18 protein-coding genes are annotated in these 14215 nt (G+C 64.8%); 8 read left to right on the top strand and 10 right to left on the bottom strand.

The annotated features are described in order from the left end of the window. Positions 1-282 precede the first annotated feature (282 nt). The 3 genes from FJ426_RS22285 to FJ426_RS22275 all read left to right on the top strand — a co-directional run bounded on the left by FJ426_RS22285 (position 283) and on the right by FJ426_RS22275 (position 3557). Positions 283-1152: a sugar ABC transporter permease gene (locus FJ426_RS22285; RefSeq protein WP_140559234.1), complete on the top strand. Its 870-nt coding sequence runs from the start codon at positions 283-285 to the stop codon at positions 1150-1152. Further along, a complete protein-coding gene (locus tag FJ426_RS22280) occupies positions 1149-1973 on the top strand; it encodes a carbohydrate ABC transporter permease (RefSeq protein WP_140492497.1) in 825 nt (274 codons plus the stop codon). The genes FJ426_RS22285 and FJ426_RS22280 overlap by 4 nt, the downstream gene beginning before the upstream one ends. A 78-nt stretch (positions 1974-2051) precedes the next feature. Then, positions 2052-3557 carry a M81 family metallopeptidase gene (locus tag FJ426_RS22275; RefSeq protein ID WP_140559233.1) on the top strand — a complete coding sequence of 502 codons (1506 nt, stop codon included), beginning with the start codon at positions 2052-2054 and terminating at the stop codon, positions 3555-3557. Here FJ426_RS22275 and FJ426_RS22270 read toward each other — a convergent pair whose 3' ends face one another. From FJ426_RS22270 to FJ426_RS22245, 6 genes are all read right to left on the bottom strand, one after another. Further along, complete coding sequence (locus FJ426_RS22270) at positions 3558-5612, bottom strand: M3 family metallopeptidase (RefSeq protein WP_140559232.1); 2055 nt, start codon at positions 5610-5612, stop codon at positions 3558-3560. It abuts the gene before it with no gap. Positions 5613-5697: 85 nt separating this feature from the next. Beyond that, positions 5698-6108: a nuclear transport factor 2 family protein gene (locus tag FJ426_RS22265; protein WP_181168552.1), complete on the bottom strand. Its 411-nt coding sequence runs from the start codon at positions 6106-6108 to the stop codon at positions 5698-5700. 20 nt (positions 6109-6128) lie between these two features. Then, positions 6129-6773 (bottom strand): carbonic anhydrase, encoded by a 645-nt coding sequence (locus tag FJ426_RS22260; RefSeq protein ID WP_140492485.1) that lies wholly within the window; start codon positions 6771-6773, stop codon positions 6129-6131. 138 nt (positions 6774-6911) lie between these two features. Beyond that, on the bottom strand, positions 6912-7682 hold the full coding sequence (locus FJ426_RS22255; protein WP_140524621.1) for a DUF429 domain-containing protein: 771 nt from the start codon (positions 7680-7682) through the stop codon (positions 6912-6914). Next, a complete protein-coding gene (pdxY, locus tag FJ426_RS22250; protein WP_140559231.1) occupies positions 7679-8563 on the bottom strand; it encodes a pyridoxal kinase PdxY in 885 nt (294 codons plus the stop codon). Before pdxY ends, FJ426_RS22255 begins: the two co-directional genes overlap by 4 nt. Before the next feature lie 7 nt (positions 8564-8570). After that, positions 8571-8822 carry a hypothetical protein gene (locus FJ426_RS22245; protein ID WP_140524617.1) on the bottom strand — a complete coding sequence of 84 codons (252 nt, stop codon included), beginning with the start codon at positions 8820-8822 and terminating at the stop codon, positions 8571-8573. Positions 8823-8984: 162 nt separating this feature from the next. Between FJ426_RS22245 and FJ426_RS22240 the strand changes: the two genes are divergently transcribed. The 5 genes from FJ426_RS22240 to ppa all read left to right on the top strand — a co-directional run bounded on the left by FJ426_RS22240 (position 8985) and on the right by ppa (position 12475). Further along, positions 8985-9620: a LemA family protein gene (locus FJ426_RS22240; protein WP_140514006.1), complete on the top strand. Its 636-nt coding sequence runs from the start codon at positions 8985-8987 to the stop codon at positions 9618-9620. 51 nt (positions 9621-9671) lie between these two features. Further along, positions 9672-10481 carry a YgcG family protein gene (locus FJ426_RS22235; protein WP_181165206.1) on the top strand — a complete coding sequence of 270 codons (810 nt, stop codon included), beginning with the start codon at positions 9672-9674 and terminating at the stop codon, positions 10479-10481. Between the two features lie 8 nt (positions 10482-10489). Then, the gene (locus FJ426_RS22230) at positions 10490-11128 is read left to right on the top strand and encodes a TPM domain-containing protein (RefSeq protein WP_140514007.1); all 639 of its coding nucleotides are present in this window, start codon (positions 10490-10492) and stop codon (positions 11126-11128) included. Positions 11129-11244: 116 nt separating this feature from the next. Beyond that, on the top strand, positions 11245-11751 hold the full coding sequence (locus FJ426_RS22225; RefSeq protein WP_140514008.1) for a GNAT family N-acetyltransferase: 507 nt from the start codon (positions 11245-11247) through the stop codon (positions 11749-11751). A gap of 190 nt (positions 11752-11941) precedes the next feature. Continuing rightward, complete coding sequence (gene ppa, locus FJ426_RS22220; RefSeq protein ID WP_140514009.1) at positions 11942-12475, top strand: inorganic diphosphatase; 534 nt, start codon at positions 11942-11944, stop codon at positions 12473-12475. A gap of 14 nt (positions 12476-12489) precedes the next feature. Here the strand turns inward: ppa and FJ426_RS22215 are convergent, their stop codons facing one another. Genes FJ426_RS22215 through ccmB form a run of 4 tightly spaced genes read right to left on the bottom strand, consistent with a single transcriptional unit; the run spans position 12490 to position 14039 of the window. Further along, the gene (locus FJ426_RS22215) at positions 12490-13071 is read right to left on the bottom strand and encodes a DsbE family thiol:disulfide interchange protein (protein ID WP_140514010.1); all 582 of its coding nucleotides are present in this window, start codon (positions 13069-13071) and stop codon (positions 12490-12492) included. Further along, positions 13068-13241 (bottom strand): heme exporter protein CcmD, encoded by a 174-nt coding sequence (gene ccmD / locus FJ426_RS22210; RefSeq protein WP_140514011.1) that lies wholly within the window; start codon positions 13239-13241, stop codon positions 13068-13070. Before ccmD ends, FJ426_RS22215 begins: the two co-directional genes overlap by 4 nt. Next, positions 13238-13387 (bottom strand): hypothetical protein, encoded by a 150-nt coding sequence (locus tag FJ426_RS31475; RefSeq protein WP_181172205.1) that lies wholly within the window; start codon positions 13385-13387, stop codon positions 13238-13240. Before FJ426_RS31475 ends, ccmD begins: the two co-directional genes overlap by 4 nt. After that, positions 13374-14039, bottom strand: a complete 666-nt coding sequence (gene ccmB / locus FJ426_RS22205; RefSeq protein ID WP_140514012.1) for a heme exporter protein CcmB — start codon at positions 14037-14039, stop codon at positions 13374-13376. The genes FJ426_RS31475 and ccmB overlap by 14 nt, the downstream gene beginning before the upstream one ends. Positions 14040-14215 lie beyond the last annotated feature (176 nt).

The following is a 14215-nucleotide window of genomic DNA, read 5'->3' as shown; positions in this document are numbered from 1 at the left end:
GGCAAAGCCGCGACGGACATAGGAAGCGCAAGCATCGCCTCGCCTTGCGCCCAAGAGTCGACCCCCACTCCGTCGAGCTTCGCTCGACGCCTCTCCCCCGGTCGACGGGGGAGAGGAAGGGCCCCCTTCCGCAACTGCTGCGGAGGACGGGCAGGCAGGGGGCGCAGCGACGCTTGCAAGGAGTCCTGAAGCTGTGCCCCTGAGAAGAACGAGGCGGGATTAAGTCAATCTGTTAGGCCAGCGCAATCCAATCTCCACCCGCAACACGGTACAAACCAGCCGATGCAAAATCGTTTCCTGCCTTATCTGCTGACCTTGCCCAGCCTGTTCCTGGCGGCAATCGTGATCTTCTGGCCGGTCTGGGACCTGATCCAGATCGCAACTTATGACGTCAACCGCTTCGGCCAGCTGCGCGAATTCAGCGGCCTTGCCAATTTCGCCGCCCTCACCGCCGATCCCGATTTCGTCGCGGCACTGTGGCGCACGGGGATATGGACCGTGCTGGTGGTTGGCGGCGCGCTGCTTCTGTCGATCCCGGTCGCGATCATCCTCAACACCGATTTTTACGGCCGCGGCCTTGCCCGCGTCATCATCATGCTGCCCTGGGCGGTGTCGCTGACCATGACGGCGGTGGTCTGGCGCTGGGCGCTGAGCGGCGAAAGCGGCATGCTGAATTCGGCGCTGCTCGGCCTCGGCCTGATCGATCACAATGTCCAATGGCTGGCCAGCGCCGAGACGGCGTTCCCGATGCAGGTGCTGATCGGCATATTGGTGACGGTGCCGTTCACCACGACGATCTTTCTCGGCGGCCTGTCTTCGATTCCGGACGATCTCTACGAGGCCGCCGCGCTCGAAGGAGCGACGCCGGCACAGCAGTTCCGCGAAATCACCTTTCCGCTCCTGAAGCCGTTCATCAACATCGCCATCGTGCTCAACACCATCTACGTCTTCAATTCCTTCCCGATCATCTGGGTAATGACGCAGGGCGGGCCGGCCAACTCGACCGACATCCTGGTCACTCACCTCTACAAGCTTGCCTTCCGCATCGGCAAACTGGGGGAGGCTTCCGCCGTGTCGCTGGTGATGTTCGCCATATTGCTGGTCTTCACCATGATCTATGTGCGCCTCGCCATGCGGGAGCAGCGCGCATGAGGAGCAAGCTGAAGCGTACCGTCATCGCCTGGCTGCTGCTGGCGCCTTTGATCGTGGTGACGATCTTTCCCTTCGCGGTGATGTTCCTGACCGCGGTCAAGCCGCGGCAGGAGGTGCTGTCGCCGACATGGTGGCCGAGCGAATTCCGCTGGTCGAATTTTGCCGACATGTGGGTGGCGACCGGCTTCGGCCGGGCGCTCGCCAATTCGCTCTATGTCTCGGTGATCGCCACCGTCGGGGCTATCCTGATCTCCGTGCCGGCGGCCTATGCCATGTCGCGCTTTCGTTTTGCCGGCTACAGCGCCTTCCGCCAGTTCCTGCTGATCTCGCAGATGATCTCGCCGATCGTGCTGGTGCTCGGCCTGTTCCGGTTGATGGCCGCCTGGGGGCTGGTCGAATCGACGACCGCGCTCGGCTTCATCTACATGGCCTTCAACGTCGCCTTCACCGTGTGGATGCTGCAGAGCTATTTCGACACCATCCCGCGCGATCTCGAGGAGGCGGCCTGGATGGAAGGCGCCGGCCGCTGGCTGACGCTGCGCAAAGTGTTTCTGCCGCTCTGCCTGCCGGCCATTGCCGTCACCGCCATCTTCACCTTCATCAACGCCTGGAACGAATTCGTCGTGGCGCTCACCATGCTGCGCAGCCAGGAGAGCTATACGCTGCCGATCCAGGTGTTCTCGCTGGTCGCCGGGCGCTACACCATCGAATGGCATCACGTCATGGCCGCCACGCTGCTGGCGACGCTGCCAGTGGCGATCCTGTTCATCTGGCTGCAGCGCTACCTCGTGCGGGGGCTGGCGCTCGGGGCCGTCAAATAGCAATTCCATTGAAAAAGTGTGTGGCGGTTTTCCGTCCGGAATTGCGAGAACGAAGAGTAACCTGTCCACGGAGCTTTCATGCGCATCTTCACCGCCTCGCTGGCGACGGAAACCAACACCTTTTCGCCGGTGCCGACCGACAGGGCATCGTTCGAGATGGCCTTCTATGCCGGGCCGGGCAAGCATCCGGAGACGCCGACGCTGTGCTCCTCGCCGATCGTCGCGCTGCGCCGGCGCGCGGCCGCAGAGGGATTGACCGTCATCGAGGGCACCGCCACCTGGGCCGAACCCGGCGGCCTGGTGCAGCGGCAGACATACGAGGCGCTGCGCGACGAGATTCTGGGCCAGCTCAGGGCGGCGCTGCCGGTCGAGGCCGTCATTCTCGGCCTGCATGGCGCCATGGTGGCGCAAGGCTACGACGATTGCGAGGGCGACCTGCTCGAACGGGTGCGCGAGGTCGTCGGGCCTGGCGTGGTGATCGCTTGCGAGTTCGATCCGCACAGCCATCTCACGCCCAAACGCGTGGCGGCCTGTAATGTCATGGCCTATTTCCTCGAATTCCCGCACACCGACTTCTATGAGCGCGGCGAACATGTCGTCGAGCTTGGCCTCGCCGCGGCGCGCGGGGAGATCAAGCCCGTCATCTCGACCTTCGACTGCCGCATGATCCAGGTGCTGCCGACCAGCCGCGAACCGATGCGCTCCTTCGTCGACCGCATCAAGGCGCTGCACGGCAGGGACGGCGTGCTGTCGGTCTCGGTCATCCATGGCTTCATGGCGGCGGATGTGCCCGAAATGGGCACGCGCATCCTCGTCGTCACCGACAATGACAAGGCCAAGGGCGACGCGCTGGCCGAAACGCTGGGCCGCGAGCTCTACGCGATGCGCGAAAAGACGGCGATGACGATGCTGAGCGCCGGCGATGGCATCGATCGGGCGCTGGCGGTGCACGCTGAAAAGCGCGGCAGGCCGGTGGTCATCGCCGACATCTGGGACAATCCGGGCGGCGGCGTGCCGGGTGACGGCACCATCGTGCTGCGGGAGCTTTTGGCCCGCGGCATCGACAATGTCGGCGTGGCGACGATCTGGGATCCGGTCGCCGTGACCTTCTGCCGGGCCGCGGGCGAGGGCGCCGTCATCGACCTGCGTTTCGGCGGCAAGGCCGGTCCCCAGGCCGGCGAGCCGATCGACGCCCGCGTCATGATGCTGAAAGTTCTCGCCGAAGGTTGGCAGAGCTTCGGGCCGAGCCGGGTGACGCTCGGGCCCGCCGCGTTGATCCGCATCGAGGGCACCGAGGTCGACATCATCCTCAACACCAACCGCACGCAGACCTTCGAGCCGGACATTTTTTCCAACATCGGCGTCGATCCGCTGGCCAAGGACATGCTGCTGATCAAATCGACCAACCATTTCTACGCCGGCTTCGAACCGATCGCCGCCGAGATCATCTATCTCTCGGCGCCGAGCGCGTACCCCAGCAATCCGGCGGTGACGGATTACAGGAAACTGAAGCGGGCGATCTGGCCAAGGGTGGCGGATCCGTGGAAGCAGCCGATCTCCCCCACAAGGGGGGAAATTGGCTGATCACACCAGCCCCCGCTTCACCATCATGGCTTCCGGCGACGGCATCTTGCCGCGAAACGTGGTGTAGAGTTCTTCCGGATCCTTCGAGCCGCCGGCGGCATACATGTTCTTTCTCAGCCGCTCGGCCAGCGCGGGATTGAAGGGGTCGCCCGTCTCCTCGAAAGCGGCGAAGGCGTCGGCGTCGAGTACTTCCGACCACATGTAGGAATAGTAGCCGGCCGAATAGCCCTCGCCGGCAAAGACATGGCCGAAATGCGGCGTGCGGTGGCGCATCGCGATGGTGTCGGGCATGTCGAGTTTTTCGAGCGTTTCGGCCTCGAAACGAAGTGGCTCCTCAGGCGCGTCGGGCCTTGCATGGAAGGCCATGTCGATCAGCGCCGAGGCGGTGAATTCCACCGTGGCAAAGCCAGCCCCGAAAGTGCGCGCCGCCAGCATTTTGTCGAGCAGAGCCTTCGGCATCGGCTTGCCGGTCTTGACATGCAAAGCGTGCTTTTCCAGCACCGCCGGCACGGTCAGCCAGTGTTCGTAGAGCTGCGAGGGCAGTTCGACGAAATCGCGGCTGACGGAAGTGCCCGACACCGAAGGCCAGGTGACGTCGGTCAGCATGCCGTGCAGGGCATGGCCGAATTCATGGAACAAGGTCTTCGCCTCGTCCACCGACAGCAGCGCCGGCTCGCCCAGGGGCGGCTTGGCGAAATTCATGATGTTGTAGATGATCGGGCTCGCGCCGGGGCCCAGGCGGTAGCCTGATTTCAGTGCGCTCATCCAGGCCCCGGAGCGTTTCGACGGCCGCGCGAAATAGTCGGCCAGGAACAGGCCGCGCTCGCTGCCATCGGCATTCTTCACCACGAACACACGCGCGTCCGGATGCCAGGCGGCAATGCCTTTCCTCTCTTCGAAGGTGATGCCGAACAGTCTTGTCGCGACGTCGAAACAGGCATCGATGATCCGGTCGAGCTGGAGATAGGGCTTCAATTCCGCCTCGTCGAAGGCGAATTTCTCCGCGCGCAGCTTCTCCTGGTAGAAACGCCAATCCCAGGCGGCGAATTTTTCGTTGCTGCCGGCTTCCGCCGCCAGCCGTTCCAGCTCCTTTTGGTCGGCGGCGGCCTTTTCCAACGCCTTTTCCCAGACGGGATCGAGCAGGTCGTGCACCGCCTTGGGCGTCTTGGCCATGGTGTCGTCGAGCTTCAGCGCCGCGAAGGAGCCGTAGCCGAGCAGCTTCGCCTTCTCGGCGCGCAGCTTCAGCATGTCGCGCACCACGGCCGTATTGTCGGTCGCGCCGCCATTCTGGCCGCGCATGGTGAAGGCGCGGAAGGCGATCTCTCGCAAGTCGCGGCGCTCCGAGAAGGTCGAGAACGGCTCGTAGATCGAGCGCGACAAGGTGACGGCGTAGCGGCCTTTCTGGCCGCGCATCTCGGCGGCTTCGGCCATCGAGCTCTTCACGAAATCCGGCAGTCCGGCCAGGTCGGCCTCGTCCAGGAACAGCGCCCAGTCGCGCTCGTCGGCAAGCACGTTCTGGCCGAAGCCGGTGCCGAGCGACGACAGCTCCTCATTGATCCCTGCCAGCCGCTTCTTGCCCTCGGCGTCGAGTTTCGCGCCCGAGCGGACAAAAGCCTTCCAGGTCTTTTCCAGCACCCGCAGCGTCTCGGCATCGAGCTTGAGCGTCTCGCGGCGCCGGTAAAGGTCGTCGATGCGGGCAAAGAGCCTTTCATTCATCGAGATCGCCGAGAAATGCCTCGACATCCTTGGCGAGATGTCGCGCTCCAGCGCCTGGATGTCCTCGTTGGTGTGGGCCCCGGCACGGCACCAGAAGATCGACGAGACATGGTCGAGCGCTTCGCCGGCGAGCTCCAGGGCTTGAAGCGTGTTCTCGATGGTCGGCGTATCCTCGTTCGCGGCGATGGCCTCGATCTCGGCCTCATGCGCCTTCAGCGCCGCGTCGAAGACGGGTGCGAATTCATCGTCGCCAAATCGGGCGAAATCGGGCAGGCCGAGTGGCCCTTGCCACGTGGTCAGCGGATGGGCGGCGAGGTCGACGGCTTTCGTGGCGGGCATGGATTGTCTTTCGGGCTGGCAGGTCGGGAGGGGCTGAAATCACCGATGTAGGGCGCTCGTCCGGCGCGCGCAACAGCGCTGCCGGTCAGTAGGCTTCGCAGCTTTCCGCAAGCGCTTTCTGCGTGCTGGCCGTGATGCGGTCGCCCGCTATGGCGAAGGTCTCATGCATCAGCATGTCGTTGTCGGGGAAGTCGTAGCAGGCGATCACCGTGGTGACGCCGCCTTCGTTCTTCTCGATCCGGTGTCGGATCGCGGCACCAGCAACCGCACCTTTCCATTCGTCGAGCGAGGCGATGAACTCCTGCTTTCCCTGCACGATGCCGAGGTCGTCGAGTTCGATGCGCACATTGTCGGCGAGCAGGTCGGAAAGTTCGGTGCGGTCGGCGACCAGCAGGGCCGAATACCACCGGCTGATGATGGCGCCGTCATCGGCGCGGGCGGCCATGATCGCCATCAGCAGTGCGGCGGCGGTGAACATGACCGGCCGGATGTTCATTGCCTGGCGTGCCGTTTCGGTCACTCCAGCACCGGGCGCTCGAAATCGCCGGTTTCCTTGTTCATCACCCAGAGCTCGCCGGTCGAAATGTCGAACCAGGCACCGTGCAGCGACAGCCGCCCCTTGCCCTCAAGGATCGAGACGCAGGGAAAGGTCCTGAGATTGGCGAGGGAATAGCGGATCGAGATGCGCTCCAGCGCCGTCTGGCGCTCCGTCGCAGTCATGAAGGTGCTGGCCGACACGGTCTCGGCGGCCGGCGCGATCAGGCTCATCCATTTGCCGATGAAATCGCCCGGCGACAGTGGCGCGGAATTGGCGTCGAGCGCGGCACGGATACCGCCGCAGCGGCCATGGCCCATGACAACGATGTTCTTGACCTTGAGGCTCTGCACCGCGAATTCGAGCGCGGCCGAGGTCGAGTGGAACTCGCCGTCCGGCTCGTAAGGCGGCACCAGATTGCCGACATTGCGCAGCACGAAGAGTTCGCCGGGCCCTGCGTCGAAGATCGCCTCGGGAGCCGAGCGGGAATCGCAGCACGCGACGATCATGGTTTCCGGCGCTTGCCCCTCCCGGGCGAGCTCGCGATAGCGGCCGCTCTCGGTGAGATAGCGACCGTTCATGAAATTGCGGTAGCCGGCAAGAAGGTGGTCGGGAAGGTGAGGCATGGGCGGCTTTCCGGGTTGGAGGCGGCAGCTCGTTGCGGTCGAGAAAACGCTCTAGCGGTAAAAGCCCGTCGCGAGCAATGCAGAATTGTGGGGTTGGTGAGAAATGCCCTGCGTCAGGCGCAAAGCTGGGCAATGTTGTCACGCCCAGATGGCGACCGGTATGCCAAAGCCGTCGGTAAGTGGCGGGTCGGGAAACGGCCGTGCCGTGCAGGCGGCGATGCGGCCGGCGATCAGCATCATCGCCGCCGCATCGAGGAAATCGTCGGCGGCCGCACCGCGCGGCGGCGCCTGATCGAGGAAGTCTATGGCATAGCCGTGCCGGCTAAGCAGCGCCTTGCGTTCCGCCATGCCGGCCGGATTGATGCTGCCCTTGACCTTCTTCGGCAGCAGCATGGCCTGCCCGCCGTTGAGCCGACAGAAAGCCACTTCCGGGTGCGATTCGAAGACGCGGCCACGCAGTTCGGGCCGCGAGATCAGCAACGTATCGATCTCGCGTATTTTGCCAAAGATGCCGAATGCCTGAATCGAAACGCCGCGCGGCGGATCGGATGTCGTCCTGGCCACGTCGCTCGCCCGGCGGTGCGCGGCGTACCAGGCTTCGATCGAAGTGAACTCGGCGGTATCGGCGTAGAGTGCCGCACGAGAGGGGATCGAGAAGACGCTGGATTGGCGTGGCCCGAGCAGCGACCTGACCTGCGCCTCCGGTCCGCGCCCGCCCTTGCTCGAAAATTCAGGCAGGCCGATCGGCATGTCGACGGCGACGATCGCGTCGTCGGGAACCGCAGCGAGCAGCATGGCGAAGCTGGCGAAAATTTCGACGGAGGGCAATGAGCCGGGTGCACGTCGAACGACGATCCAGCCGGCCTTGCAGCCGTCGACGCCGGCAACAACGACTTCGGCCGATGTCACGCGCGGCGGTCCCGCCCCGGATGCGTGAGATGGCGAAGCTGCACCATCGCCATCGGGTGCGACAGGCTCTGCGCATCGGTTTCGAGCTGCAATTCGTCGCCGCCGCGTTTGGCCGTGCGCGCCAGGATCTCGTAGACCGCCGCCGTCGTCGATTGCAGCGCCTTGATCGCCGGCTGGCCGGAGAGGATGCGCGCCAGGTAGACCGCCGCTGTCAGGTCGCCCAAACCGTTCGGCGGCTTGTCGATGACGCGGTGCTCGGCGAGCAGCGCCTGGCTGCCGTCGAGCAGAAGATTCCCGGTGCCGCCTGAAATCATCGACGGCGCCGAGGTGACCAGCATGGTTGAAGGCCCCGCATGGAGCGCCGCGGCCATCACCGACTTCAGGTCGGGCAACGGCACGCCGGCCATCCATTCCAGCTCATAGCGGTTAGGGGTAGCAATGTCGGCGATCGGCATCAGCCGGTCGCGCATGGCGATCGCCGTCGGCTCCGGCACATAGAGCCCGCCCGAATCGCCCATTACCGGATCGCAGATATAGACGGCGTCGGGCGTCCTCGCCTTGACCGCAGCGACCAGCGAGGCGACGGCTTCGGCCTGGCCGGCCTCGCCGAGATAGCCCGACAGCACCGCCCCGACCTCGCCCAGCCACGGCGCGCGCTCCAGATCGGCCATCAATGCCTTGAACTGATCGAGCGGCGGCACGATGCGGGTCGCGCGCCCATGGCCGGGATGCCAGGGCAGGAGGATTGTCGGCACCGCCCATACCGGGAAACCCAGCGATTCCAGCGCAAAGACGGCGGCGCGATTGCCGACCGAACCGCGTGCGACATGGCTGGAAATGACGATGACCGCGCGCGGCGCGTCGGCTTGCTCGGTGCTCATTGGATTCCTAACTGCCCCGGGCGAGGAAAAGCACGAGCCAGACCATCAGGCCCAGCGCCAGCAGCAGCCCAATTATCCTGCCAATGCGCGTGCCCCAGACTTCGATCGGATCCGCGCGGTCGGCATCGGCCGCCGCGACGTGGTCGCGAACGGCCTTCGCGGTCCGCGCCGCGAGCGAAGTGGCGGCCGGATCGGTCTCGCGCGCGACGCGCTCGAGGATGCGGCGCGATTCGGTGTCGCTGTCCTGGCGCTGCGCCATGATGCTGTCCTGTTTCGTGGCGACCTTAGCGCGTTCGCCCCGTCAATTACAGCGCCTTGCGACCGACCGTGATCCCATCGACAACCGTCTGCGCCGAGGTCGTTTTCTTGTGCGCCGATTGTGGTAATGCTTCGCATGCAACTTCTACCGAGGGGACCGATCATGTTTGCCCAGCGCCTTGCTTTCCCGACATTCCGCACGCTGCCCGCCTTGCTGGTGATGGCCGTCATGCTGCCGCTGCTTGCCGGCTGCGGCTACAACACCATCCCGACGGCGGAGGAGAACGCCAAGGCGGCGTGGAGCGAGGTGCTGAACCAGTATCAACGCCGCGCCGACCTCATCCCCAACCTGGTCGAGACGGTCAAGGGCTACGCCTCGCACGAAAAGGACACGCTCGACGCTGTGGTCGAGGCGCGCGCCAAGGCGACGCAGGTCACGGTAACGCCAGAAACGTTGAAGGATCCCGAAGCCCTCAAGAGGTTTCAGGACGCCCAGGCAGGGCTGACCAGCGCGCTGTCGCGGCTGCTCGCTGTGTCGGAGGCATACCCGGACCTGAAGGCCAACCAGAACTTCCTGGCGCTGCAGGCGCAGCTCGAAGGCACCGAGAACCGCATCGCGGTGGCGCGGCGTGACTACATCCAGGCGGTCAGGGACTACAATCTGACGCTGCGGACCTTCCCCTCGGTGCTGTGGGCGACGTTCTGGTTCCGCGGCAACGAGCCCTTCGCCAATTTCACGGTCGAGGAGGACAAATTGCAGACGCCGAAGGTCGATTTCGGCACGAAACAGGGCGGATGATTGCCGGATTCCGACGTGGTGATCCTGCTCGCCAATGAGGGACGACGCGCCATGTATCGCGTCGCTGTCCTGCTCCTCGTTCTCGTGGTGCCATTTGCGGCCCTCGCCGCCGAGCTCCCGGCGCTGACCGGCCGTGTCGTCGACAATGCAGGCATCATCGATGCGGCGACCAGGGCGGCACTGACGCAGAAGCTTGCCGATTTCGAGACGAAAGGCTCCGATCAAATCGTCGTCGCCACCATCCCCAGTCTCGGCGGCGAGGAGATCGAGCCCTATGCCAACCGGCTGTACCGGTTCTGGAAACTCGGCCAGGCGAAGGAGAACAACGGCGTGCTGCTTCTGGTCGCGCCGAACGACCGCAAGATGCGCATCGAGGTCGGCTACGGGCTGGAAGGCACGCTGACCGACCTGCACACCAAGCTGATCATCGAAAACGACATGGTGCCGGCCTTCCGTGCCGGCGATTTCTCCGGCGGCATCACCAAGGCCGTCGACGACATGATCATGGTGCTCAACGGCAATCCCGAGGAGCTGGAAGCACGCGGCAAGCGCAACCAGCAGGCGCCGTTCAATTCCGACGATTTGTTCTTCGCCATCTTCATCGGCATCTGGGCGCTCATCTTCTTCGGCAGCATAGCGGCCTCGGTGTTGCCGCCGATCTTCGGCCAGAAGATCGGTCCCGGCCGTTACCGCTGGCTCGGCATGACGTTCGAGCCGAGCCGGCGATCGTCGGGTGGCGGCTGGTCGTCAGGTGGCGGCGGCTGGTCGGGCGGCGGTGGCTGGTCCTCGGGCGGTAGCGGCGGTGGTTTCTCCGGCGGTGGGGGCTCTTCCGGCGGCGGCGGCTCTTCGGGAAGCTGGTGAGAGGGATCATGGCGATACGACCGATCAGTCCGCAGGACCATGAACGCATCGCCGGGGCGATCCGCGCCGCCGAATCAAGGACCGACGGCGAAATCTACTGCGTGGTGGCGCATGCCAGCGGCAACTACTTCTTTCCGGCTGCCTTCGTGGCGGCTCTCGCCACGCTGCTGGTCAGCCTCGCCGTCGCCTATGGGCTCGAGGCCTGGTGGCTCACCATCCGTCTGCCGCACTTCGTCATTGCCCAGCTTCTGGCGCTGGCCTGCTTTCTTTTGCTGTTATGGGCCTTTCCGGGGCTGCGCATCCATATGGTGCCGAGACGGCTGCGCTATCAGACCGCGCATGACAACGCACTGAAGCAGTTCCTGGCCCGCAACGTCCACCGCACGACCGCGCGCACCGGCGTGCTGGTCTTCGTCTCGGTCACCGAGCGCTACGCCGAGGTGGTCGCCGATTCAGGCATCGACGCCAAGGTCGGCCAGCATGTCTGGGACGATGTGGTGCGCGAGCTTACCGCACATGCCGGCGACGACCGGCTTGCCGACGGCTTCGTCAAGGCGATCCGATCGGTTGGAGCGGTGCTCGCCGAGCACTTCCCGGTCACGTCGGGCGACACCAACGAGCTCGACGATCATCTGGTCGAGATTTGAGCTCCACCGACAGCCTCGAACGCGCATTGCGCAGGCGATGACGGCCTGTGAGAAAGCGTCCTCCGGACTGCCCGGACTCTTGCATTCGAGCGATGCGGGTTTATGGTTAACAAATCATGAATACGCTGAGCATCGATATCCGCAAAGCCGAATCGCGCGACGCCGCGGCGATCGCCGACGTGCATTTGCAGGCTTGGCGCGGCGCCTATAGCGGCATCATCCCGCACCGCACCCTGACATCGATGATCAACCGTCGCGGCGCCGACTGGTGGGCCAATGCCATCCGCCGCGCCGCCATCGTCCTGGTGATCGAGATTGGCGGCACGGTTGCCGGCTACGCCACGATCGGCAAGAACCGGGCCCGCGAACTCAAGCAGCAGGGCGAGATCTATGAATTGTACCTTCGGCCGGAATATCAGGGCATCGGGCTCGGCAGCCGGCTTTTCAAGGCGGCACGGGCGCGGCTTGCCGACCACGGATTGAAGGGCACGGTGGTGTGGGCGCTGGAAGACAATCAGAACGCGCTCGCATTCTATTCCGGCGCCGGCGGCCGCGATATCGCCGAAGGCGTCGAGATATTCGAGCAGAAGGCGCTGAAGAAGGTTGCTTTCGTCTGGGAATGACCGGCGAGGAACGATCGCGTAAGCGGCGCGAAGCGCAACCTACGCAATCACGACACTGAAACATCTTCTGCTAATGATTGAACGCATTGAATGCCATTGCGTCTTGCTGGGCGTTCTTGAGCACCATTCGCCGCATTGCACCATTTTGCGCCGCCCGCTATCGGTCTGCCAATCGAGAGAGGGATAAGTCATGCGTATTGAAGCCATCGCCACCGGAAAGAATCCGCCCGAGGACGTTAACGTCATCATCGAGGTGCCGATCGGCGGCGAGCCGATCAAATACGAGATGGACAAGGAGGCCGGCACGCTGTTCGTCGACCGTTTCCTGCACACCTCGATGCGCTATCCCGGCAATTACGGCTTCGTTCCGCACACGCTGTCTGGCGACGGCGATCCGATCGACGTGCTGGTCTGCAACACGCGCGCGCTGGTGCCCGGCTGCGTCATCAATGTGCGGCCGATCGGCGTGCTGATCATGGAAGACAATGCCGGCCAGGACGAGAAGGTCATCGCCGTGCCGTCGCCGAAGCTGACGCTGCGTTACGAGAACGTCACCGAATACACGCAGTTGCCCGAGATCACCCGCGATCAGGTGCAGCACTTCTTCGAGCACTACAAGGATCTCGAACCCGGCAAATGGGTCAAGATCGAGGGCTGGCACGATTCCAAATACGCCAAGAAGATGATCGTCGACGCGATCGAGCGGGCCAAGGCAGGCAAGTAGGCCGGCCAGTCGCCTCAGTTCGGCGCGGCCAGCGCCTTCTCGATCTGCGGCAACAGCAGCGTCTGAGCCGTCTCGGCCGTCAGCGGGCCGACATGCTTGTAGGCTATTTTGCCGTCCTTGCCGATGACGAAGGTTTCCGGCACGCCATAGACGCCCCAGTCGATCGCCGTGCGGCCGGCCTCGTCGACGCCGATCGCCTGGAACGGATTGCCGAGATCGCCGAGGAACCGGCGGGCGTTTTCCGGCCGGTCCTTGTAGTTCAGCGCCGCCATGGTGAAGCGCCTGTCCTGCGCCAGCCCCAAAAGCACCGGGTGCTCTTCGCGGCAAGGCGCGCACCATGAGGCGAAGACGTTGACCAGCGTCACCTTGCCGGCAAACGATTTCGAATCGAGTCCCGGCAGGTTCGTGCCGTCCAGCGGGGGCAGGTTGGTCGGCGGCGCCGGCAGGCCGATCAGCGCCGACGGCACCTCCGAAGTGTCGCGCCCCGACAGGAGTTGCGCCAGGAACAGCCCCGCCAGCCCGAGGAAGACCAGCAGCGGCAACAGCACGAACAGGCGGCGCCGGGGCGGCGCCGGCGTTGGCATATCCGTGCTCATGACGCGCGCTCCCCGCCCTTGTCGGAGCGTCGGCGCACGCCCGCCGCCTCGAGTTCGGCCAGTTCGCGCTTGCGGGCCCGCTGATCGAGCAGGATCCAGCCGATCAGCCCGGCCAGCGCAATCGCCGTGACGGCATAGGCGGCGGTGACGTAGAGCGCATGCGGGCTCATGCCGGCTGCCTCGTCGGCATGCCGCCCGCCAATTCGATCCTTCCGCCGCGCTCGATCATGCCTTCCCTTAGCCCCACGCCGGTGACCGCGCAATTGGCCGCCGCGCCGCAGCCCTTGCCGGTCGTGGCCGGCTCAATCCGTGCCATGGCGCAGCGCCAGCGCCGCCGCCAGCGGTCCGAGCACGGCAAGAAACAACGTCAGCGCGGCAAGAATGAGGAAAGGTTGCAGGAACGGATCGGGATTGGCCGTCGCGCCGTAACTCGCCGAAACCCCGAAGATCAGCACCGGGATGGTCAGCGGCAGCACCAGCACCGAAATCAGGAGCCCGCCGCGCGGCAGCGCCACCGCCACCGCCGCGCCGACGGCGCCGATGAAGGTGATCGCCGGCGTGCCGACCAGCAGCGTAAGCGCCGTGGCGCCGATGGCGATCGGCTCCATGTTCATGAACAGGCCGAGCAGCGGCGCGGCGACCACCAGCGGCAGCACGCTGCCCGCCCAATGCGCCAGGCATTTGGTGAGCACCGTCAGCGCCAGCATGTGGCGGTCGTTGCCAAGCACCAGGAGATCGAGCGAGCCGTCCTCGCGGTCGGCCTGGAACAACCGGTCGAGGCCGAGCAAGCAAGAGAGCAGTGCTCCGATCCACAGGATCGCCGGGCCGATGCGGGCTAGCAGTCTCAGGTCCGGCCCGACGCCGAAGGGAATGGTGGCGATCACGGCGAGGAAGAAGATCACGCCCGTCAGCGCCCCGCCGCCGGCCCGAATCGAAAGGCGGATATCGCGGAGGAGGAGGGCTAGCATGATATGAGATACTCGCGCTTGAGCGCCCCCCTCTGTCCTGCCGGACATCTCCCCCTCGAGGGGGGAGATTGGCAGCTTCGGTGGCGCGCCAATCTTTCAACCGTTGTAATTGGCGAAAGCCAAGCTGGCAGCCGATCTCCCCCCTCGAGGGGGAGATGTCCGGCAGGACAGAGGGG

This window comes from Mesorhizobium sp. B2-6-4, from assembly GCF_006441495.1.
In the GTDB taxonomy this organism is placed as follows: domain Bacteria; phylum Pseudomonadota; class Alphaproteobacteria; order Rhizobiales; family Rhizobiaceae; genus Mesorhizobium.
Note: the sequence above shows the minus strand (reverse complement) of the source record. Positions and strands in the feature narration are given on the sequence as shown.